21 protein-coding genes are annotated in these 21,296 nt (G+C 65.6%); 7 read left to right on the top strand and 14 right to left on the bottom strand.

Features of this window, described 5'->3' with window-relative positions; genetic code table 11:
* The first annotated feature begins 41 nt into the window (after positions 1-41).
* Positions 42-425, top strand: coding sequence for a GtrA family protein (locus tag MRBLST15_RS10590; RefSeq protein WP_265952364.1), 384 nt, complete (start codon positions 42-44; stop codon positions 423-425).
* 77 nt (positions 426-502) lie between these two features.
* Here the strand turns inward: MRBLST15_RS10590 and MRBLST15_RS10585 are convergent, their stop codons facing one another.
* The 9 genes from MRBLST15_RS10585 to MRBLST15_RS10545 all read right to left on the bottom strand — a co-directional run bounded on the left by MRBLST15_RS10585 (position 503) and on the right by MRBLST15_RS10545 (position 7,668).
* Entirely contained in the window at positions 503-925 is a 423-nt protein-coding gene (locus MRBLST15_RS10585) for a F0F1 ATP synthase subunit epsilon (protein WP_025877355.1), read from the bottom strand.
* A gap of 112 nt (positions 926-1,037) precedes the next feature.
* Positions 1,038-2,444: a F0F1 ATP synthase subunit beta gene (gene atpD, locus MRBLST15_RS10580; RefSeq protein ID WP_089237045.1), complete on the bottom strand. Its 1,407-nt coding sequence runs from the start codon at positions 2,442-2,444 to the stop codon at positions 1,038-1,040.
* Positions 2,445-2,482: 38 nt separating this feature from the next.
* The gene (gene atpG / locus MRBLST15_RS10575; protein WP_089237047.1) at positions 2,483-3,346 is read right to left on the bottom strand and encodes a F0F1 ATP synthase subunit gamma; all 864 of its coding nucleotides are present in this window, start codon (positions 3,344-3,346) and stop codon (positions 2,483-2,485) included.
* A 95-nt stretch (positions 3,347-3,441) separates the two neighbouring features.
* Positions 3,442-4,989, bottom strand: a complete 1,548-nt coding sequence (gene atpA, locus MRBLST15_RS10570) for a F0F1 ATP synthase subunit alpha (RefSeq protein WP_223496668.1) — start codon at positions 4,987-4,989, stop codon at positions 3,442-3,444.
* 44 nt (positions 4,990-5,033) lie between these two features.
* Entirely contained in the window at positions 5,034-5,561 is a 528-nt protein-coding gene (locus MRBLST15_RS10565) for a F0F1 ATP synthase subunit delta (RefSeq protein WP_230111829.1), read from the bottom strand.
* 2 nt (positions 5,562-5,563) lie between these two features.
* Positions 5,564-6,034: a F0F1 ATP synthase subunit B gene (locus tag MRBLST15_RS10560; protein ID WP_025877365.1), complete on the bottom strand. Its 471-nt coding sequence runs from the start codon at positions 6,032-6,034 to the stop codon at positions 5,564-5,566.
* 114 nt (positions 6,035-6,148) lie between these two features.
* Positions 6,149-6,451, bottom strand: coding sequence for a F0F1 ATP synthase subunit C (gene atpE / locus MRBLST15_RS10555; protein WP_025877367.1), 303 nt, complete (start codon positions 6,449-6,451; stop codon positions 6,149-6,151).
* A 64-nt stretch (positions 6,452-6,515) separates the two neighbouring features.
* Positions 6,516-7,304, bottom strand: a complete 789-nt coding sequence (atpB, locus tag MRBLST15_RS10550; protein WP_025877369.1) for a F0F1 ATP synthase subunit A — start codon at positions 7,302-7,304, stop codon at positions 6,516-6,518.
* 31 nt (positions 7,305-7,335) lie between these two features.
* Positions 7,336-7,668, bottom strand: a complete 333-nt coding sequence (locus MRBLST15_RS10545) for a hypothetical protein (RefSeq protein ID WP_032952006.1) — start codon at positions 7,666-7,668, stop codon at positions 7,336-7,338.
* A 496-nt stretch (positions 7,669-8,164) separates the two neighbouring features.
* Here MRBLST15_RS10545 and MRBLST15_RS10540 point away from each other — a divergent pair, with 496 nt between their 5' ends.
* Positions 8,165-8,983, top strand: a complete 819-nt coding sequence (locus MRBLST15_RS10540; protein ID WP_089237057.1) for a hypothetical protein — start codon at positions 8,165-8,167, stop codon at positions 8,981-8,983.
* A 452-nt stretch (positions 8,984-9,435) separates the two neighbouring features.
* On the opposite strand, the gene lpdA is transcribed toward MRBLST15_RS10540, so the two are convergent.
* From lpdA to MRBLST15_RS10525, 3 genes are all read right to left on the bottom strand, one after another.
* Entirely contained in the window at positions 9,436-11,244 is a 1,809-nt protein-coding gene (lpdA, locus tag MRBLST15_RS10535; RefSeq protein WP_265952363.1) for a dihydrolipoyl dehydrogenase, read from the bottom strand.
* A 107-nt stretch (positions 11,245-11,351) separates the two neighbouring features.
* A complete protein-coding gene (gene aceF, locus MRBLST15_RS10530; protein ID WP_367785875.1) occupies positions 11,352-13,076 on the bottom strand; it encodes a dihydrolipoyllysine-residue acetyltransferase in 1,725 nt (574 codons plus the stop codon).
* Positions 13,077-13,189: 113 nt separating this feature from the next.
* The gene (locus MRBLST15_RS10525; protein WP_312705845.1) at positions 13,190-13,759 is read right to left on the bottom strand and encodes a DNA-deoxyinosine glycosylase; all 570 of its coding nucleotides are present in this window, start codon (positions 13,757-13,759) and stop codon (positions 13,190-13,192) included.
* A gap of 186 nt (positions 13,760-13,945) precedes the next feature.
* Between MRBLST15_RS10525 and MRBLST15_RS10520 the strand changes: the two genes are divergently transcribed.
* The 3 genes from MRBLST15_RS10520 to glpK all read left to right on the top strand — a co-directional run bounded on the left by MRBLST15_RS10520 (position 13,946) and on the right by glpK (position 17,732).
* Complete coding sequence (locus MRBLST15_RS10520; RefSeq protein WP_049464294.1) at positions 13,946-14,581, top strand: OmpW/AlkL family protein; 636 nt, start codon at positions 13,946-13,948, stop codon at positions 14,579-14,581.
* 103 nt (positions 14,582-14,684) lie between these two features.
* Positions 14,685-16,169 carry a glycerol-3-phosphate dehydrogenase gene (glpD, locus tag MRBLST15_RS10515; protein WP_367785874.1) on the top strand — a complete coding sequence of 495 codons (1,485 nt, stop codon included), beginning with the start codon at positions 14,685-14,687 and terminating at the stop codon, positions 16,167-16,169.
* A 63-nt stretch (positions 16,170-16,232) separates the two neighbouring features.
* A complete protein-coding gene (glpK, locus tag MRBLST15_RS10510; protein WP_367785873.1) occupies positions 16,233-17,732 on the top strand; it encodes a glycerol kinase GlpK in 1,500 nt (499 codons plus the stop codon).
* A 141-nt stretch (positions 17,733-17,873) separates the two neighbouring features.
* Here glpK and MRBLST15_RS10505 read toward each other — a convergent pair whose 3' ends face one another.
* Together MRBLST15_RS10505 and MRBLST15_RS10500 are read right to left on the bottom strand one after the other, a co-directional pair.
* Positions 17,874-18,668, bottom strand: coding sequence for a MetQ/NlpA family ABC transporter substrate-binding protein (locus MRBLST15_RS10505; protein WP_367785872.1), 795 nt, complete (start codon positions 18,666-18,668; stop codon positions 17,874-17,876).
* A 26-nt stretch (positions 18,669-18,694) separates the two neighbouring features.
* Positions 18,695-19,666 carry a helix-turn-helix transcriptional regulator gene (locus tag MRBLST15_RS10500; RefSeq protein ID WP_025877388.1) on the bottom strand — a complete coding sequence of 324 codons (972 nt, stop codon included), beginning with the start codon at positions 19,664-19,666 and terminating at the stop codon, positions 18,695-18,697.
* Positions 19,667-19,747: 81 nt separating this feature from the next.
* On the opposite strand from MRBLST15_RS10500, the gene MRBLST15_RS10495 reads away from it, so the two are divergent.
* The gene (locus tag MRBLST15_RS10495) at positions 19,748-20,350 is read left to right on the top strand and encodes a LolA family protein (protein ID WP_367785871.1); all 603 of its coding nucleotides are present in this window, start codon (positions 19,748-19,750) and stop codon (positions 20,348-20,350) included.
* A gap of 107 nt (positions 20,351-20,457) precedes the next feature.
* The gene (locus MRBLST15_RS10490) at positions 20,458-21,234 is read left to right on the top strand and encodes a DUF481 domain-containing protein (protein ID WP_367785870.1); all 777 of its coding nucleotides are present in this window, start codon (positions 20,458-20,460) and stop codon (positions 21,232-21,234) included.
* Positions 21,235-21,296: the final 62 nt, after the last annotated feature.

The following is a 21,296-nucleotide window of genomic DNA, read 5'->3' as shown; positions in this document are numbered from 1 at the left end:
GGGGGCCGTTAACATGGAGCCCCCACCCTGATCCCGGCACCATGAGCCTGCTGCGCCAAGGCCGTTCCTATCTCGTCGTCGGGCTGCTGCAGCTGCTGCTGGACTGGGCGGTGTTCGTACTGGCGACGGCAGCCGGCATGCCTGCTGCGCCCGGCAACGTCTGCGGGCGCGTGGCCGGCATGCTGCTGGGCTTCTGGCTCAATGGACGCATCACCTTCGCCGATGCCGATGGGCAACGCCTGGGGTGGCGCCGCTTCGCGCGATTCCTGCCGCTGTGGTTGCTGCTGACCACGGCCAGCACGCTGCTGGTGGCCGCCGCCGACCATGCGCTGGGCCTGCAGTACGCCTGGCTGGCAAAGCCGCTGGTGGAAGCGGGCCTGGCGGTGGTGTCCTTCCTGCTGCTGCGCCACCTCGTGTACCGGTAACGGCGTTCCCGCTGCGTCGCTGACACATACAAAAACGCCGGCACATGGCCGGCGTTCCTGCTTGATGGCGGTGAGCCTCAGTGCTTGAGGGTCTTGCGCAGGCGCTCCAGCGCCTGCAGCTGGACGACGGCCTCTGCCAGCTTCTGCTGCGCTTCAGCCACTTCCATCGCTTCGCCGCGGTTGGCCAGGATGCGCTCGGCTTCTTCCTTGGCCTTGCGGACCGAGGCTTCGTCGATGTCCTGTGCGCGGATCGCGGTGTCGGCCAGCACGGTCACCACCTGCGGCTGCACTTCCAGGATGCCGCCGGAAATGGCGAAATCCAGCTGCTCGCCGCTCGGCGTGGTCACTACCACCTTGCCCGGCTTCAGGCGGGTGATCAGCGGTGCGTGCTTGGGCGCGATGCCCAGTTCGCCCAGCTCACCGGTGGCCACGACCAGGGTCGCTTCGCCACGGAAGATTTCCTGCTCGGCGCTGACGATGTCGCAACGGATGGTGCTCATGTAACTCTCTTCGCTAGGGGGCGGGTCGAACCCACCGCAGGGATTCCGCAGCGGTGGGCGCAGGCCCACCCCGTGTCACGGTCGGGACGGGCGTGTGCCCGTCCCTGCCGCATCAGGCCTTCTCGGCCATCTTCTTGGCCTTCTCGACCGCTTCTTCGATGCTGCCGACCATGTAGAACGCCTGCTCCGGCAGGTGGTCGTACTCGCCATCGACGATGGCCTTGAAGCCACGGATGGTGTCCTTCAGCGACACGTACTTGCCCGGCGAGCCGGTGAACACTTCGGCCACGTGGAACGGCTGGCTGAAGAAGCGCTCGATCTTGCGGGCGCGCGACACGGCCTGCTTGTCTTCTTCGGACAGTTCGTCCATGCCCAGGATGGCGATGATGTCCTTCAGTTCCTTGTACTTCTGCAGGGTCTGCTGGACGCGCTGGGCGGTGTCGTAGTGCTCGTGGCCGATGACCAGCGGGTCCATCTGGCGGCTGGTGGAATCCAGCGGATCGACCGCCGGGTAGATACCCAGCGAAGCGATCGAACGCGACAGGGTCACGGTCGAGTCCAGGTGGGCGAAGGTGGTCGCCGGCGACGGATCGGTCAAGTCATCGGCCGGCACGTAGACGGCCTGGATCGAGGTGATCGAACCATTCTTGGTCGAGGTGATGCGCTCCTGCAGGACGCCCATTTCCTCGGCCAGGGTCGGCTGGTAGCCCACTGCCGACGGCATACGACCCAGCAGTGCCGACACTTCGGTACCGGCCAGGGTGTAGCGGTAGATGTTGTCGACGAACAGCAGCACGTCCTTGCCCTTGCCGTTCTCGTCCTTCTCGTCGCGGAAGTACTCGGCCATGGTCAGGCCGGTCAGGGCGACGCGCAGACGGTTGCCCGGCGGCTCGTTCATCTGGCCGTACACCATCGCGACCTTGTCCAGGACGTTGGAGTCCTTCATCTCGTGGTAGAAGTCGTTGCCCTCACGGGTACGCTCACCCACGCCGGCGAACACGGACAGACCGCTGTGCGCCTTGGCGATGTTGTTGATCAGTTCCATCATGTTGACGGTCTTGCCGACGCCGGCGCCGCCGAACAGGCCGACCTTGCCGCCCTTGGCGAACGGGCACATCAGGTCGATGACCTTGATGCCGGTTTCCAGCAGCTCGGTGGCCGGGGACTGGTCTTCGTACGACGGAGCAGCACGGTGGATTTCCCAGGTGTCGCTGGCGGCGACCGGACCGGCTTCGTCGATCGGGCGGCCGAGCACGTCCATGATGCGGCCCAGGGTGCCAGCGCCGACCGGCACGGAGATGCCGCGCTCGGTGTTGGTGGCCACCAGGTTGCGCTTCAGGCCATCGGTGGAGCCCAGCGCGATGCAGCGGACCACGCCGTCACCGAGCTGCTGCTGCACTTCCAGGGTGATTTCGGTGTTGTCCACCTTCAGCGCGTGGTACACCTTCGGCACCGACTCGCGGGGGAATTCGACGTCGACGACGGCGCCGATGATCTGAACGATCTTGCCCTGACTCATTGCTGCATCCTCTAAATGTGTGCTTTTAACGAACGCGGTCAGACTGCTGCCGCGCCGCCGACGATTTCGGAGATTTCCTGGGTGATCGCTGCCTGGCGGGCCTTGTTGTAGACCAGCTGCAGGGTTCCGATCAGCTTGTTGGCGTTGTCACTGGCCGACTTCATCGCCACCATGCGCGCGGCATGCTCGGAAGCGACGTTTTCCAGCAGCGCCTGGTACACCAGCGACTCGATGTAACGCGTCATCACGTGCTCGAGCACGGTCGCGGCATCGGGTTCGTACAGGTAGTCCCAGTCGTGGTGCGCAACCTGCTTCTCGGCGGCCGGCAGCGGCAGCAGCTGATCGAAGCTGGCCTTCTGCACCATCGTGTTGACGAAGCGGTTGTAGACCAGATACACGCGGTCGACCTTGCCTTCGGTGAAGGCGTCGAGCATGACCTTGATCACACCGATCAGCGATTCCAGCTTCGGCGTATCGCCGATGTGGGTCACCGTGCCGACCATGTTCACCTTGACCCGGCGGAAGAAGGTCGATGCCTTCTGGCCGATGGTCACCAGGTCCACTTCGGCGCCCTTGTCCTGCCAGGCCTTGGCTTCGCCAAGCATCTTGCGGAACAGGTTGTTGTTGAGGCCGCCGGCAAGACCGCGATCGGAGGAGATCACGATGAAACCGACCCGCTTGACCTGCTCACGCTCGACCAGGAACGGATGCTGGTAGTCGGTGCTGGCCTGCGCCAGGTGGCCGATCACCTGCTTCATCGCCTGCGCGTACGGACGCGAGGTCTTCATCCGATCCTGCGCCTTGCGGATCTTGGAGGCCGAGACCATTTCCAGGGCGCGCGTCACCTTGCGGGTGTTCTGCACGCTCTTGATCTTGGTTTTGATTTCGCGTCCGCTTGCCATCTTTTATTCCCGTGGCGCGGGGCCTGGGCCCCGCGTTGTTCAACCGTTTGATCGTCTGGTCCAGCGGAGCATCGCTCCGCTCTACAGGACCTCGATTACCAGCTGCCGGTGGTCTTGAACTCGACGATGCCCTTCTTGAAGGCACCTTCGATGTCGTTGTCCCAACCGCCGGTGGCGTTGACCTTGCCGATCAGTTCGCCCTGGGTGTTGGCGAAGTGCGCGTGCAGGCCTTCTTCGAACGCCAGCAGCTTGCTGACCGGCACGTCGTCGAGGTAACCCTCGTTGACGGCGTAGATCGACAGCGCCTGGTTGGCGATCGACATCGGCGCGTACTGCTTCTGCTTCATCAGCTCGGTGACGCGCTGGCCGCGCTCCAGCTGCTTGCGGGTGGCTTCGTCCAGGTCCGAGGCGAACTGCGCGAACGCAGCCAGCTCGCGGTACTGGGCCAGCGAGATACGGATGCCGCCAGACAGCTTCTTGATGATCTTGGTCTGTGCCGAACCACCGACGCGCGACACCGAGATACCGGCGTTCACGGCCGGGCGGATGCCGGCGTTGAACAGATCGGTTTCCAGGAAGATCTGACCATCGGTGATCGAGATCACGTTGGTCGGAACGAACGCGGAGACGTCGCCGGCCTGGGTTTCGATGATCGGCAGCGCGGTCAGCGAACCGGTCTTGCCGGTGACCTTGCCTTCGGTGAACTTCTCGACATATTCCTCGGACACGCGGGCAGCGCGCTCGAGCAGACGGGAGTGCAGGTAGAACACGTCACCCGGGTAGGCTTCACGGCCCGGCGGACGCTTCAGCAGCAGCGAGATCTGGCGGTAGGCCACGGCCTGCTTGGACAGATCGTCGTACACGATCAGTGCGTCTTCGCCGCGGTCCATGAAGTACTCGCCCATGGTGCAGCCCGAGTAGGCGCTGATGTACTGCATCGCGGCCGATTCGGACGCGGTGGCAGCCACCACGATGGTGTGCGCCAGGGCGCCGTTCTCTTCCAGCTTGCGCACGATGTTGGCAACGGTCGAGGCCTTCTGGCCGATCGCTACGTACACGCACTTGATGCCGGTGCCCTTCTGGTTGATCACCGCGTCGATGGCCAGCGCGGTCTTGCCGGTCTGGCGGTCACCGATGACCAGCTCGCGCTGGCCACGGCCGATCGGGATCATCGAGTCGACCGACTTGTAACCGGTCTGCACCGGCTGGTCGACCGACTTGCGCCAGATCACGCCCGGAGCAACGCGCTCCACCGGAGCGGTCAGCTGGGTGGCCAGCGGGCCCTTGCCGTCGATCGGCTCGCCGAGCGCGTTGACCACGCGGCCCAGCAGTTCCGGACCGACCGGCACTTCCAGGATGCGGCCGGTGGTCTTGGCGACGTCACCTTCGCGCACATTCTCGTAGCCACCCAGGACCACGGCGCCGACCGAGTCGCGCTCCAGGTTCAGGGCCAGGGCGAAGGTGTTGTTCGGCAGTTCGATCATTTCGCCCTGCATCACGTCGGCCAGACCGAAGATGCGCACGATGCCGTCGGACACGCTGGTCACGGTGCCTTCGTTGCGCGATTCCGCGGCCAGCTTGACCTTCTCGATGCGGTTCTTGATCAGTTCGCTGATTTCGGAGGGGTTGAGCGTGGTTGCCATCGTCAAGTCCTAGTGCCGGCAGCGGGGCCGGACGTTAAATGAATTCAGTTAGCGAGCGCGGTCTGCAGACGGGCCAGCTTGCCCTTCAGCGAACCATCGATGACCACGTCGCCGGCATCGATCACAGCGCCGCCGATCAGCGAGGCGTCGACCGCGGTAGTCACTTCGACCTCGCGGTTGAAGCGCTTGCGCAGCGCAGCCTTGATCGCGTCCAGCTCGGCAACCGACAGCTCGGCCGCGGACGTCACCGTGGCCTTGACCACGTGCTCGGCCTCGGCGCGCAGTGCGTCGAACATGCCAGCGATTTCCGGCAGCAGCGGCAGACGATGCGATTCGGCAAGCACAGCCAGGAAGCGCGAGTAGGTCTCGCCGCGGGACTCCGGCGCCAGCAGGGCGACGGCGTCATCGCGACCCAGCTCCGGGTTGGCGAGCAGGGCCGCCACGCGCGGGTCGGCGGCGACGTGGGCGGAGAACGCCAAAGCGTCCGACCACGGCGCGAACGCGCCTTCGTCACGCGCGGTCGCGAAGGCGGCGCGGGCGTACGGGCGGGCAAGCGTGAGGGCCTGGCTCATCCTTAAATCTCCGAGGCCAGCTCGTCGAGCAGCGCCTTGTGGGCGTTGGCGTCGATTTCGCGCTTGAGCAGCTTTTCGGCACCGGTCACGGCCAGCGCGGACACCTGCTTGCGCAGATCTTCACGGGCACGGTTGGCGGCGGCGTCGATTTCGGCCTGGGCCAGGTCCTTCTGACGGGTGGCTTCGGCAACAGCTTCGTTGCGGGCCGCGTCGACGATCTGGTTGGCACGCGCGTGGGCCTGGTCGATGATCTCGTTGGCCTTGGTGCGGGCTTCCTTCAGCGCTTCATTGACCTTGTCCTGCGCCTGGGCCAGATCTTTCTGGCTGCGGTCGGCAGCAGCGAGGCCTTCAGCGATCTTCTGCTGGCGCTCTTCGATCGCGTTCATCAGCGGCGGCCAGATCTTGGTCGCGATGAGCCAGATCAGGGCGGCAAAGGCCAGGGCCTGGGCGATGAGGGTAAAACCGATATCCATGGGGTTCGCTCAGTCGGTTGTGACGGGATGGATGCGCCGCCACACGGGCGGCGCCTCCGAACCTTCATCCGCGACCAGGCGCCTGCGGCGCCCGGTCGTTTCGCTTTCGCTGGATCAGCCAGCGATTGCCGGCAGGCGCGAGACGAACTCGCCGACCAGCGGGTTGGCGAAGGCGAACAGCAGGCCCACGGCGACCGAGATGATGAAGGCGGCGTCGATCAGGCCGGCGGTGATGAACATGCGGACCTGCAGGACCGGGATCAGTTCCGGCTGGCGCGCGGCCGACTCCAGGAACTTACCGGCCATGATGGCCAGACCCAGACCGGCGCCCAGCGCGGCCAGGCCGATCATGATGCCGACGGCGAGGACGGTGGAGCTCTGAACTTGGGCGAGATTGGTCAGGACGGCGAAGTACATGGTTTTCTCCAGGAACTTGATTGCTAAGGGTTTAGAAACAAACGGATGAAGGGTGAAGCGAAACTCAGTGAGCGTCTTCCGACAGGCTCAGGTACACGATGGACAGCATCATGAAGATGAAGGCCTGCAGCGGAATCACCAGAAGGTGGAACAGCATCCAGCCGAAGCCGGCGAACGCGCCTGCAAACATGCCGGCGATACCTGCACCGCCCAGCACCCAGATCAGCAGGAACACGATTTCACCGCCGAACATGTTGCCGAACAGTCGCATCGCCAGCGAAATCGGCTTGCTCAGCCACTCGACGATGTTCAGGATCAGGTTGAACGGCATCATCCACTTGCCGAACGGTGCGGTCAGGAATTCCTTGGTGAAACCACCAATACCCTTGGCGCGCAACGCGAAGAACAGCATCAGGAAGAACACGCTGATCGACATGCCCAGGGTGGCATTGACGTCGGCGGTGGGGACCGGCTTCCAGTACGGCACGCCCATCAGTTCGAGCGGCTTGGCGATGAAGTCGGCGGGGATCATCTTGATGAGGTTCATCAGGAGGATCCAGAAGAAGATCGTGATCGCGATCGGGGTCACCAGCTTGCTGGTGCCGTGGTAGGTGTCCTTGGCCTGGCGGTCAACGAACTCCAGGCAGATCTCGACGAATGCCTGCCACTTGCCCGGCACGCCGGAGGTGGCCTTGCGGGTCGCCATCCAGAAGGCGACGACCATCACCAGGCCCATCAGCAGCGAGGTTACCAGCGTATCCACGTGGATCGCCCACGGGGTGCCATGACCTGCAGTCAGATTGTGCAGGTGATGCTGGATGTAGGAGGTGGGTGTAAGCGCCTCGCCTGCCATGTGTCCGGAACCTTAAGTTAAATGAATTCGATTAGCGCCTGGCCATGGCCAGGACCTGGAACATCAGCCCGACGGCGATACCGGCCAACAGCGCCAGTGCAGGCAGCTTGAAGACCAGGAACCCCACCATCAGGACACCAAAAACGAGCGCCCACTTGGCAACGATCGCAACGATCAGGCGTGCCATGGCCGAACCGGCCCCCAGCGCACCACCACCCAGCGCCATCCGTGCCGCCACCCAACCACCGGCCGAAACCGCCACACCGGATGCCAGAGCACCAAGGGCATACTTCGGCCCTACCAGCAGGAAGGCCAGAGCCAGGACAGCCACCGCGGCCAGCGGGTAGACCGCGGCGCGCAGCATCAGTCGCCGACCCGTTTCTACGGAGTTCAGCACAGGACGTCCCGCGTGGTTACAAGTGGATGGCTGAGGCGACTACAGCAGGGGGGCCTCTTCGAGCCGCCAAATTATAGCAATGGGACAATTTGCGAGACAACCGGTGCCTGTTCATATCGGATCAGCGCACGTTGCGGTAAGGGCTGCGGTTTTCCAGCCCACCACGGGGACAATGACATGTGCGCGATGTTGCGCCGCAACGTATTGAACTTTGGTCGCAGGCGACGGAACTTTCCGCCGACGGCGTGGGTCCGATCCTGCGACCTGCCTGCAGCTACCTCGTCGACGCTCCGCCTGCAGGTCCCCATGATGGCCCCGAAGCGCCGCTCCGGGGCCATCTTTTCGCACGGCACCGACAGCGCTGAACCGTCCACATCGCGTGGACCATACCTTCACGAATGGTGGACAGCGACGTCCGGCAAAGTGGCCTTCATTCCGATGAACCACTGCAAGGACTCTTTCGATGCGCTCCGTTCCCACCCTGCTCGCCCTCTCGCTTCTCGCCGCCGGCGCGTCGTTCGCCTCCGCCGCTCATGCCGCCGAAGGCGATGACCGCTTCGCCCTGCGCCTGGGTGCGATGAACATCGATTCGGACAACACCCTGCGCGGCAACACCAACGTCGCCGGCCAGGACATCGGCTTCTCCGAGGACTTCAAGCTGGGTGGCAAGGAATGGGAGCCGCGCATCGACGGCATGTTCCGCATCAGCAACCGTCAGCGCCTGCTGTTCAACTACTTCAAGTACGACAAGGACCGCCGCGAGACGCTGGGCCAGGATATTTCCTTCGGCAACGTCAACGTGCCGGCCGACAGCTTCGTCAAGGCTGAGCTGAAGTACCAGGTGGCCAGCCTGGTGTATGACTACTCGGTGGTGGACACCGAGAAGTTCGACCTTGGCCTGCAGCTGGGTGCGGAATACGCGAAGGTCAGCACCAAGGGCTACGCCGATCTGGGCACGGTGTACGAAGGCCAGTTCCTGGACGAGAAGACCGACGGCGTGGCGCCAGTGGTGGGTGCGCGCCTGAGCTTCACCCCGTCCGAAAAGTGGATGATCACGCTGCAGGGCCAGTACCTCAACACGCGCTGGGGCAGCTTCGACGACTACAAGGGTGACCTCAGCCGCGCCAACGCGATCGTCGATTACCGCTTCACCGACAACTTCGGCGTGTTCGCCGGCTACGACTGGTTCAAGCTGGACGCGGACAAGAAGGGCAGCGACGGCACCATCGGCCTGAAGCAGGAATTCAAGGGCCCGGTGGCTGGTATCAGCGTCACCTTCTAAGCCCTGCTCCCCTTCCACAGTACTCTCTCTCCTGGCGCGGCCTCCGGAACATCGGGGGCCGCGTTTTTTGTGGGTTTCTGACAGAAGAGCAGAAGCGGGTTGGTCGAGCGCTGGAGGGAGAGGGGGCTGCGTGCGAATGTCCCCCGGCGCCGGCCTGCGGCCGTCACCTCCTCCTTTACTTCGCACCCAGCCCCCTCTCCCTCCGCGTGTCAGGCATCCGGGCGGCTTTGGCACTGGCTTCTCGACTATCCGCAAGCCGAGCCGCTGCGCGGGCGGCAGGCGTTTGGACAAAGTAAAGGAGGAGGCGACCGCCGCAGGCGGGCGACGGGGGACATTTGTCGAAATGCCTGCCGCCCGCGCAGCGGCCCCACCGTTCGCAATCAGATTGATCGACACCCAACAAAAAAACCCCGGCAATGCCGGGGCCTTTTATTCGCAAAGGCGCGGACGCCTTATTTCTTCTTCGGCATGTACAGATCGGTGATCGTGCCGTCGTAGATTTCCGAGGCCATCGCCACCGATTCGCTCAGCGTCGGGTGCGCATGGATGGTGTGGCCGATGTCCTCGGCCTCAGCACCCATTTCGATGGCCAGGCCGATCTCGGCCAGCAGATCACCAGCATGCACGCCGACGATCGCGCCACCGATGATGCGATGGCTGTCCTCGTCGAAGATCAGCTTGGTGAAGCCCTCGGTGCGACCGATGCCAATCGCGCGGCCGCTGGCAGCCCACGGGAACTTGGCCACGCCGACCTTCAGGCCCTTGGCCTTGGCTTCGGTCTCGGTCACGCCGACCCAGGCGATTTCCGGGTTGGTGTAGGCCACCGACGGAATCACGCGGGCCACCCATTCCTTCTTGTGGCCGGCAGCCACTTCGGCCGCCAGCTTGCCCTCATGCGTAGCCTTGTGGGCCAGCATCGGGTTGCCGACGATGTCGCCGATGGCAAAGATGTGCGGCACGTTGGTGCGCATCTGCCGGTCGACCGGAATGAAGCCGCGGTCGGTGACCTGCACGCCCGCCTTGTCCGCGTCGATCTTCTTGCCGTTCGGCGAACGGCCCACGGCCACCAGCACACGGTCGAAGGTGCCCTGCGCCAACGCCGGCGTCTGCCCTTCCTCGGCAGCCTCGAAGGTCACGGTGATGCCCTTGGCATCGGCGGTCACGCCAGACGCCTTGGTCTTCAGGTGGACCTCGATGCCCTGCTTCTTCAGGCGGTCGGCCAGCGGCTTGACCAGGTCCTTGTCGGCGCCCGGCATCAGCTGGTCCATGAACTCGACCACGGTCACCTTGCTGCCCAGCGCGCCATACACGGTGGCCATTTCCAGGCCGATGATGCCGCCACCCACGACCAGCAGCGAACCCGGCACTTCGGCCAGTTCCAGTGCGTCGGTGGAGTCCATCACGCGCTTGTCGTCCCACGGGAAATTCGGCAGCTTCACTGCCTGCGAACCGGCGGCGATGATGCACTTCTGGAAGCGCAGCAACTGGGTGCTGCCGTCTTCAGCCGTGATCAGCAGTTCGTTGGCCGACACGAACGTGCCCACGCCCTGCACGTTGCGGACCTTGCGCTGCTTGGCCATGCCGGCCAAGCCCTTGGTCAGCTGGTTGACGACCTTTTCCTTGTACTGGCGCAACTTGTCCAGGGTGATGGTCGGCTTGCCGAACTCGACGCCGAAATCACCGGCGTGGGCGACTTCGTCGATCACCGCAGCGGCATGCAGCAGCGCCTTGGACGGAATGCAGCCCACGTTGAGGCAGACGCCGCCGAGGCTGGCATAGCGCTCGACCAGCACCGTATCCAGGCCGACGTCGGCGGCGCGGAAGGCGGCGGTGTAGCCGCCCGGGCCCGAGCCCAGCACGACCATCTCGCATTCGATGTCGGCGGCCTTGCCACTGGCCAGCGCCGGCTTCGGTGCTGCAGGCTCGGCCGGGGCGCGGTGCGACGGCGTCACCGGCGGCTTGCTGGCTGGAGCAGCCGCAGTCGGGGCCGGCGCGGCAGCCTTGGCCGGCGCTTCAGCGGCGCCCTCGGTCTCCAGCAGCACGACGACAGCGCCTTCGGACAGGGTGTCGCCTAGCTTGACCTTGATTTCCTTGACCACGCCGGCAGCCGAGGACGGCACTTCCAGGGTGGCCTTGTCCGACTCCAGGGTCACCAGACCCTGGTCTTTCTTCACCGTATCGCCAACGGCGACCAGCACTTCGATCACCGGTACATCGCTGTAATCGCCGATGTCGGGAACCTTGATTTCAATCGTGGCCATGGTGGGTTTTCCTCGTGCCCGACCGGCGTGGCCGGTGGGCTGTCACTGCGTTTCGACAGGCGGCCGCGCCAGGGGCTGCGGCCGCACGGTGGGGGCGAAGCGGTGCCTTACAGCAGCACGCGGCGCATGTCGGCCAGCACCTGCGACAGGTACGTGGTGAAGCGTGCGGCCAGGGCGCCATCGATGACGCGGTGGTCGTAGCTCAGCGACAGCGGCAGCATCAGCTTCGGTGCAAATTCCTTGCCGTTCCAGACTGGCTGGATGGACGACTTGGAGACGCCGAGGATGGCCACTTCCGGTGCATTGACGATCGGGGTGAACGCGGTGCCGCCGATGCCGCCCAGCGAACTGATCGAGAAGCAGCCGCCGCTCATGTCGGCCGGGCCCAGCTTGCCGTCGCGCGCCTTCTTGGCCAGCTCGCCGGTTTCCTGCGCGATCTGCACCACGCCCTTCTTGTCGACATCGCGGATGACCGGAACGACCAGGCCGTTCGGGGTATCGGCCGCGAAACCGATGTTGAAGTACTTCTTCAGGGTGAGGTTCTCGCCGCTGGCATCCAGCGAAGCGTTGAACTCCGGGAACTGCTTCAGCGCCGCAGCGCTGGCCTTGATCAGGAAGGCGAGCATGGTCAGCTTGATGCCGGCCTTCTCGTTCTCCTTGTTCAGCGCCACGCGCAGGCCTTCCAGGTCGGTGATATCGGCCTGCTCGAACTGGGTGACGTGCGGGATCATCGCCCAGTTGCGGGCCAGGTTCGCACCGGAGATCTTCTTGATGCGCGACAGCGGCTGCACTTCAACGTCGCCGAACTTGCTGAAATCGACCTTCGGCCACGGCAGCAGGTTGAGGCCACCGCCGGCAGCCACGGTGCCACCGGCAGCCGCCGGAGCGCCGCCGCTGAGCGCGGCCTTGACGAACTTCTGCACGTCGGCCTTGGTGATGCGGCCGCCCTTCTCGCTGCCGCTGACCTGCAGCAGGTCGACACCCAGCTCACGGGCGAACACGCGCACCACCGGCGATGCATAAGGCACCTTGGCCGGCAGCACGCCATCAGCGTTGAACTGCACCGGCGGGCTGCTCGGCGCACCGGCCGAGGGGGCGCTGGCGATCTCGCGGGCAGCCAGCTTGTCCGGCTGGGCCGGCACGGCGACCGGCTCGACCTTGGTGGCCGTCTCGGCGGCCGGGGCCGCAGCAGCGGCGGCCTTGCTCGGGGCCGGGGCGGCAGCGCCTTCGGCTTCGATGATGGCGACCACATTGCCCTGCGACAGATTGTCGCCGACCTTGACCTTGATTTCCTTGACCACGCCAGCGACCGACGACGGCACTTCCATGGTGGCCTTGTCGCTTTCCAGCGTGACCAGGCCCTGGTCCTTCTTCACCGTATCGCCCACGGCGACCAGCACTTCGATGACCGGAATGCCGCTGTAGTCGCCGATATCCGGCACCAGCGCTTCAACCGCACCACCGCTGGCAGCGGGGGCGGCCGGAGCCGGAGCGGCAGCGGGAGCCGCCTGGGTGGCAGCGGCCGGAGCAGTGGCCTTGGCCGGAGCCGGAGCCGGCGCAGCGGCAGCGGCCGGCTGCGCAGCTTCGCCGTCGGCCACTTCGATCAGTGCCACGACCTTGCCTTCGGACAGGCTGTCGCCCAGCTTGACCTTGATTTCCTTGACCACGCCGGCCACCGAGGACGGCACCTCCATGGTCGCCTTATCGCTTTCCAGCGTGACCAGGCCCTGGTCCTTCTTCACCGTATCGCCGACGGCAACAAGCACCTCGATTACCGGGATATCGCTGTAGTCACCGATATCGGGGACACGTGCTTCCTTGATTTCGGCCATGGGGAGAACTCCGGCAATCTGGTGTAGGGAAACGTCTATTGTGCGGCCAGCGGGGGCCTGCGCCAACCGTTACAGGTGTTTTCAGTACGCACGCAGCCGGGACACGCTGTTGCTCATGGCTCGCCGGCGCCTCCAGTCGGTAGCGTATTGTCCTGTCGATGTCCGCTTGATGTCGCCAGCGCGACGGCCACCGGCTGCCAGGCCTGGCGCAGGCGCGGCAGGGACCATGCTGCATTGGCCGGGCTGGTGGACGGCAGCGCCAGCACTGTCGGCGAGGCGGTCAGCAGCGGCTGCACCCAGCGCTGGAAGGCCTGCATCGCCGCGCCACCATTGCAGCCGATCAGCTGCAGGTCAGGCAACGCGGCGATCAGTGCGGGAAGTGCATTGGCCACTTCCGTGCCACGCACGATGTCCACATCCAGGCTGCCGCGTCGTTCGCAGCGGCCGATCACATCCCACAGGCCAACACCATTGGCCGCCAGCGCCTGCAGGCGCTGCGCATACGGCAACGACGGATCGAAGCCGCACAGGTCCCCGAGCAATGGCCAGAAGCGATTGCGTGGATGCGCGTAGTAATGCTGTGCCTGCAATGACGCGATACCGGGCATTGAACCCAGCAGCAACACCCGGCAATCCGGGTTCACCTGCGCAGGCAGGCCGATGCACAACGTTGCGGCGCTCACATCTTCTCCAACTGCATGAATATTCCGGAATGGCAGAAACCACGTGAAAACAAGCGTTTCGCGCTGTTCGCTGAACAATGCGAACTAATTTTTAACGCGCGTCGGACTCGATTCATGTTGGGGCGACTACGGTGTGCTCGCCCCGCAACCGGGGGCCCAAAACAAGAAACATTAGGAGATTCCCCCATGCGCTCCATCCGTATCCTGAGCCTCGCCCTGCTGACCTCCGCCGCGTTCGCACCGGCTGCCTTCGCGCAGGACAGCAGCACCACCGACACCGCTTCGGGCAAGCATTTTGCCGTGGTTGGCGGCGTCTCGCTGCTGCAGCCGAAGAATGACCCGATCGACGGCATCAAGAAGGTCGATGGCGGCCCGGCACCGACCGTCAGCTTCAGCTACTACATCAACGACAACTGGGCCGTTGAACTGTGGGGCGCTGCAGACAAGTTCGACCACAAGGTGAAGGGCCCGGGCAATGCCCGCCTCGGCAGCGTCGAGCAGCAGCCGGTCGCACTGAGCGGCCAGTACCACTTCGGCCAGGCTGACAACGTGTTCCGTCCGTTCGTGGGCGTGGGCTACTTCCAGTCGGCCTTCAGCAATGAAACCCTGGCAGACGGCAGCGACTCCGACATCCGCCTGAAGGATGCCAAGGGCGTGATCGGCACCGTCGGTGTGGACATGAACATCAACTCGACCTGGTTCGCCCGTGCCGACGCCCGTTACATGCGCTCGCGTCCGGACGTGAAGGTCGGCGGCGAGAAGATCGGCGAAGCGAAGATGGATCCGTGGACCGTCGGCTTCGGCATCGGCGCCCGCTTCTAAACGCTTCTGCGTCATTAGTTGTACCGCGACGGGCCCTTCGGGGCCCGTCGTCGTTTCCGTCACCCGCATTAGGTAGAGTCGACAAACCGGATGCGGAGGCGCGATGGACGAGGTCGACCTGCTGGTGATCGGCGGTGGCATCAACGGCGCGGGTATCGCCCGTGATGCCAGTGGCCGTGGCCTGAAGGTGCTGCTGTGCGAACAGCACGACCTGGCAGCGCATACCTCCAGCGCCAGCAGCAAGCTGATCCATGGCGGCCTGCGCTACCTGGAGCAGAGCGAGTTCGGCCTGGTGCGCAAAGCACTGGGCGAGCGCGAAGTGGTGCGCCGGCAGGCCCCGTTCCTGGTGCGGCCGCTGTGCTTCGTGCTTCCGTGGCAACCGCATCTGCGGCCACGCTGGATGCTGCGCCTTGGGCTCTGGCTGTACGACCACCTGGGCCGGCGCAGCTCCGCCTTCCCTGCGTCGCGCGGCGTGGATCTGCACGACGATCCGCTCGGCGCGCTGCTGTCGCCGCAGCTGCGGCAGGCCTTCAGCTATGCCGATGCGCAGGTGGATGATGCGCGGCTGGTCATCCTCAACGCGCTCGACGCCGCGCAACGGGGTGCACGCATACTGACCGGCACGCGCTGCGTGGATCTGCGACGCGAGCACGGGCGCTGGCGCGTTGTTCTGCAAGGCGCGTCCGGCGATCAGCAGACCGTGCAGGCACGGGCGGTGGCCAACGCCGCAGGCCCGTGGGCTGGCGGCCTGCTGGAGCGCATGCACGCCCGCAGCGGCGGACCTGCGCTGCGCCTGGTGCAGGGCAGCCACATCGTGCTGCGCCGCCCCTGGCCGAACGACAGGGCCTGCCTGCTGCAGCAGCCCGACGGCCGCGTGGTGTTCCTGCTGCCCTTCCACGACCATCTGCTGATCGGCACCACCGACACCGACTATCGCGGGGACCCCGCACGCTGCACGGTGCTGCCTTCGGAAGTGGACTACCTGTGCAGCGCTGCCAATGGCTACCTGCGCGATCCGATCGCAGCGGCCGAGGTGGTCTGGCAGTTTGCCGGCGTGCGCCCGTTGCTGGCCGCCCCCGACCCGCGCGCGGCGAAACTGAGCCGCGACTACCGCCTGCAACTGGACGCCGACGGTGCGCCTGCGCTGCACGTGCTGGGCGGAAAGCTGACCACGTACCGGGTGCTGGCCGAGGAAGCACTGGACCTGCTGCGCCCCCATCTGCCGCACGCAGGCCCGGCCTGGACGGCGGCAGGGGATCCGTTGCCCGGCAGCGACTGGGGTGATGCCGGGCAGGCCCGGCAGCACCTGCAGCAGCAGGCCCCCTGGCTCCCCGAGGCCACACTGCGGCGCTGGGCGAGCGCCTATGGCAGCCGCAGCGTCGATCTGCTGCACGGCGCGAACGCCCTGCTCGATCTGGGCGAAGACTTTGGCGCGGGCCTGCACGCACGCGAGGTGGCGTTCCTGTGCGACCACGAGTGGGCCCGCAGCGCCGAGGATGTACTGTGGCGACGGAGCAAGCTGGGGCTGCAGATGGATGCGGCGCAGGCGGCACGGCTGCAGGCGTGGATGGGTTCACATTGCCGGTAGTGCCACGCGCAACCCGGCACCGCCGATGCATTACGATTTCAACATCGCCACCGGAGACGCTGCATGACGCCCCGCTACGTGCTGGCCATCGACCAGGGAACCACCAGTTCGCGTGCGATCCTGTTCGATCGTAGCGGCGACATCGTCGGCAGCGCGCAGCGCGAGTTCGCCCAGGTGTTTCCACAGCCGGGCTGGGTCGAGCATGACCCGCGCGAGATCCTGACCAGCGTCTACGCCACGATCACCGAACTGCTCAGCCGCGAACAGATCGATCCCCGCCACATCGCGGCGCTCGGCATCACCAACCAGCGCGAAACCACCGTGGTCTGGGACCGTGCCAGCGGCCAGCCGATCCACAACGCCATCGTCTGGCAGTCGCGGCAGAGCCAGGCGATCTGCGAGCGGTTGAAGTCCGGCGGCCACGAAGCGCTGATCCGCGAGCGCACGGGCCTGCTGATCGACGCCTATTTCTCGGCCACCAAGATCCGCTGGATCCTCGATCACGTCGAAGGCGCGCAGCAACGGGCCGAACGTGGCGAGCTGCTGTTCGGCACCATCGACAGCTGGCTGGTGTGGAATCTCAGCGGCGGCCAGGCGCACGTGACCGACTACAGCAACGCCGCGCGCACGCTGCTGTTCAACATCCATACCCTGGAATGGGACGATGACCTGCTGGCACTGCTGGACATCCCGCGCGCGATGCTGCCGCAGGTGCGGGATTCCAGCTCGGTGTATGCGCACACGCGCCCGCAGTTCTTCTTCGACCACCCGATCCCGATCGCCGGCATCGCCGGTGACCAGCAGGCTGCGCTGTTCGGCCAGGCCTGCTTCCAGCCGGGCATGGTCAAGAACACCTATGGCACCGGCTGCTTCATGCTGATGCACACCGGCACGCAGGCCGTACGCTCGCGCAATGGCCTGCTGACCACCGTTGCCTGGGGCCTGGACGGAAAGGTGGAATACGCGCTGGAGGGATCGATCTTCGTCGCCGGCTCGGTGGTGCAGTGGCTGCGCGATGGCCTGCGCATGATCGATCGCGCCGCCGAGAGCCAGGCCTTGGCCGCACAGGTGCCGGACAGCGCGGGGGTGTATCTGGTGCCGGCCTTCGTCGGCCTGGGTGCACCGTACTGGCGCAGCGATGTGCGCGGTGCGATGTTCGGCCTGACCCGTGGCACCCGCAAAGCCCACTTCGTGCGGGCGGCGCTGGAGGCGATGGCCTACCAGACCCGCGACGTTCTGGATGCGATGCAGTCCGATGCGGGCATCTCGCTCAGTGAACTGCGCGCCGATGGCGGCGCGATCGGCAACGACTTCCTTGCCAGCTTCCAGGCCGACATCCTCGGCGTACCCCTGCTGCGACCGCGGGTGACCGAGACCACCGCGCTGGGTGCGGCCTACCTGGCCGGGCTGGCGGTCGGCTTCTGGGAGAGCCGCGAACAGATCGCGGCACAGTGGGGGCTGGATCGCCGCTTCGAACCGCAGATGGCGGTGGCCCGGCGCGAGAAACTCTACGCAGGGTGGCAGCAGGCCGTGGCCGCGACCCTCGCCTTCCACGTCGATTGACATTGTAGAGCCGAGCCATGCTCGGCTGCCGTTGGTGGAATGCCGAAAACAGCAGAGCCGAGCGTGGGCTCGGCTGTACAGGAAGGGCGGTGTCGACCAAGGTCGACACTCACCACGGGCATCGTCAGCGGATCAGCGCGGTCAGAACGCCGGCAGCACCGCGCCCTTGTACTTGGTCTCGATGAAGGTCTTCACCTGCGAGCTGGTCAGCGCCTTGGCCAGCTTCTGCACGCGGGCATCGTCCTTGTTGTCCGGGCGGGCAACCAGGAAGTTCACGTACGGCGAGTCCTTGCTCTCGATCGCCAGCGCGTCCTTGGTCGGGTTGAGGCCGGCATCCAGCGCATAGTTGGTGTTGATCAGGGCCAGGTCGACCTGGTCGAGCACGCGCGGCAGCATGGCCGAATCCAGCTCTCGGAACTTCAGGTTCTTCGGGTTGGACACGATGTCGCGCTGGGTGGCCAGCGCATTGGTCGGGTCCTTCAGCTCGATCACGCCGGCCTTGTGCAGCAGGATCAGCGCGCGGCTGTTGTTGCTCGGGTCGTTGGGGATCACCACATCGGCCCCGTCACGCAGCTCGGCCAGCGACTTGATCTTGCGCGAGTACGCACCGAAGGGCTCGATGTGCACGCCCACCACCTTGGTCAGGTCGGTCTTGCGATCGCGGTTGTAGGCGTCCAGGTACGGCTCGGTCTGGAAGTAGTTGGCATCCACCTGCTTCTGCACCAGCTGGTCGTTGGGCTGCACGTAGTCGTTGAAGACGCGCACGTCCAGCTCCACGCCTTCCTGCTTGAGGATCGGCTTGACCACTTCCAGGATCTCGGCGTGCGGCACGGCGGTGGCGGCCACCACCAGCTTCTGCGAAGGCTCGCCGGACTTGCCGCAGGCGGTCAGTGCCAGCGCAGCGGCGAACAGGGGCAGCAACAGGGTCTTCTTCATGGGCGCAATCGATCTCGGGGGAGGTGTCAGGATTTTTCGTAGTTGGTCAGGGCCAGTTCCAGCAGTGCCTTGGCCTGCTCGCGCAGCATCATCGGCTCGACGATCTCGGCATCGGACCCGTAATGCAACACGTCCATCAACAGTTCGCGCGACACGCTGTAAGGCACTTTCAGTTCGTAGCGGCCATCGGCGAGGAAGCGGCCCTGCTGCTTGGAGTGCCAGTGTTCGTCGGCCACCCAGCGCGCGGCCTTGGCGCTGAACAGGATGGTTGCCCAGCCCTTCGGCGCACCGGAGAAGATGCCGTAGCTGGCGCCCAGCTGCTCGTCCAGCTCGCTGTCGGCGACATCGCGGGCGGTGCTGTCGATCACCCGCGCCTTGTAGATGCGGTCCACCGCGAAGCTGCGCAGGGCCTCGCGATCATGGTCCCAGCCGTCCAGATACCAGTTGTCGCGGTAATGGGTCAGCCGCTGCGGCGATACCGTGCGCTTGGTCGCTTCGTCGGTCGAGCGGGCACGGTATTCAAAGCCCAGCTGCTTGCGCTCCAGCACCGCCGAGGCCACCGAACGGAAGCTGGCTTCATCGAACTTGCGGCCACGGTGCGGAATCACCCGGACCCGGTCCACCGGCCAGCTGGAAACACCGGCCTGGGCAGCCAGCAGGCTCTCGATGCGCTGCTGCAGCGGTGCCAGCACCGAGGACAGCACGCCGCCGCCGGTACGCGCCAGCAGGTGCTGCGAGGCCAGCAGGGCGTGCAGCTCCTCCGAGCTCAGCCACAGGCCGGGCAGCTCGAAGCGGTCGCTCTCGTCGGCCAGGTAGCGGAAGCCGGCCTCGCCATCGCCCTCGATCGGCGCCATCAGCGCATCGCGCAGGAACGCCAGGTCGCGGTAGACGGTGGCCCGGGAGCAACCGAGCTTGTCCTGCAGGGTCGCCACCGTCACCGGATAGCGTGCGGACTTGAGCAGACGATGCAGGGCGGTGATGCGTTCGTATCGGTCCATGCCCCCGATTATGTCCGAGTCTCGGGCGTTGTGGCGGACGATTGGGCTATCGTGGGCGCCCCCTGCCCTGCGGAGCGCCCGATGCGCCGGTTGTCTGTCCTGCCCCTGCTGGCCTGCCTGCTGCTGGCCGCCTGCGACCGCGCACCGTCGCCCACCGAGGCGGCGACGCCTGTCCCCGCTGCCGATCCGGCACAGGCGGTACTGTCTGCCAGCCAGCGGTTTGCCGCCCTGCGCAGCTTCCATGCCGAGCTGGAGGTGCTGGGTGCGCAGCGGCCGGTGCGCACCGCGATGGACTTCGTCGCCCCGGATCGCTTCCGGGTGCAGACCCCTGCCGGGCCGCAGGTGATCATCGGCGACACCATGTTCCTGCAGGCCGACGATGCGATCCGCCAGGTGCCGACCCCGCCGGGGCTGCTGGAACAATGGCGCAGCCCGCTGCCCGCCGATATCCCCGCCCAGGCCCTGCAGGCCGAAGACCTGGGCGAGCAGACGTTGGATGGCGTCAGCACGCGCCACTACGGCCTGCGTGGCGCCACCGCCGGTGAACGCCTGGAGTACTGGGTGGATGCGCAGGGCCTGCCACGGCAGATCGTGCGCAGTGGCCACAACAACGGCAAACCCTTCCAGCTGCGGCTGCGCTACTCGCGCTTCAACGATCCGGCCCTGCGGGTCGATCTGCCCTGAACGGGGCTCGCCGGCAACGCCTGCTGAAGCAGGCGGGACGGGCGATTCGGACGGTCATCACGCTTCCAGTATCATCACCGGCTGCCAACCGCTTCGGAGAAGCCTCGATGTCCCTGCGCGTGTCCCTGCTGGTCCCCTTGCTGCTCTGCGCCCCGCTGGCGTATGCGCAGGATGCCTCCGAACTGGCGGCGATGTCCTCGCCGTGGAGTGGCAGTGGTGGCGAACTCGGCTTCGCGTCGGCACGTGGCAACAGCAGCACCGAAAGCTTCAACGGCCGCCTGCGCCTGCGCTACACCGATGGCGACTGGGTACACAGCATGGACCTGTTCGGCCTGCGCTCCAGCTCCAAGGTGACCGAAACCAGCGACGATGGCACCACCACCCGCCGCAACAACACTACCGCCAACCGCTACACCGGCAGTGCAGGCAGCGCGCTGCAGCTGGGCGAACATCGCCAGCTGACCGCCACGGTACGTACCGAGCGTGATGATTTCGCCACCTACGATCGCCAGAGCTCGTTCGGTCTGGGTTACGGCACCCGGCTGTGGAACACCGAGCGCTTCTCGTTCGACGCGCAGATCGGCCCCGGTGTGCGCCGCACCCACAGCACCGAAGACGACCGCACCCGCACCGGCCTGATTGGTCGTGGCCTGTTCGACCTGAAGTACTCGCTGACCGACAACACCGACCTGATCAACACCCTGCTGGTCGAATCCGGTTCGTACAACACCTTCGGCCAGAACGATTTCGGTGTCTCGGTGAGCATGAACGAGCACCTGGCGCTGAAGGCCGGCTGGCAGGCCCGTTACAACAGCGACGTCGCCGTGGACAAGCGCAAGACCGATACGTTGACCACGATGAACGTGGTCTACAAGTTCAAATAAGCGAAACGGGCGCCAGGCGCCCGTTTTCTTTTCCGGTAGGTGCCCACCTTGGTGGGCACGAT

Source organism: Stenotrophomonas sp. LST15-1-1.1, assembly GCF_040815575.1.
Classification (GTDB): Bacteria; Pseudomonadota; Gammaproteobacteria; order Xanthomonadales; family Xanthomonadaceae; genus Stenotrophomonas; species Stenotrophomonas lactitubi_B.
The sequence above is the reverse complement of the archived record's forward strand: the minus strand, read 5'-3'. Positions and strand labels throughout refer to the sequence as shown.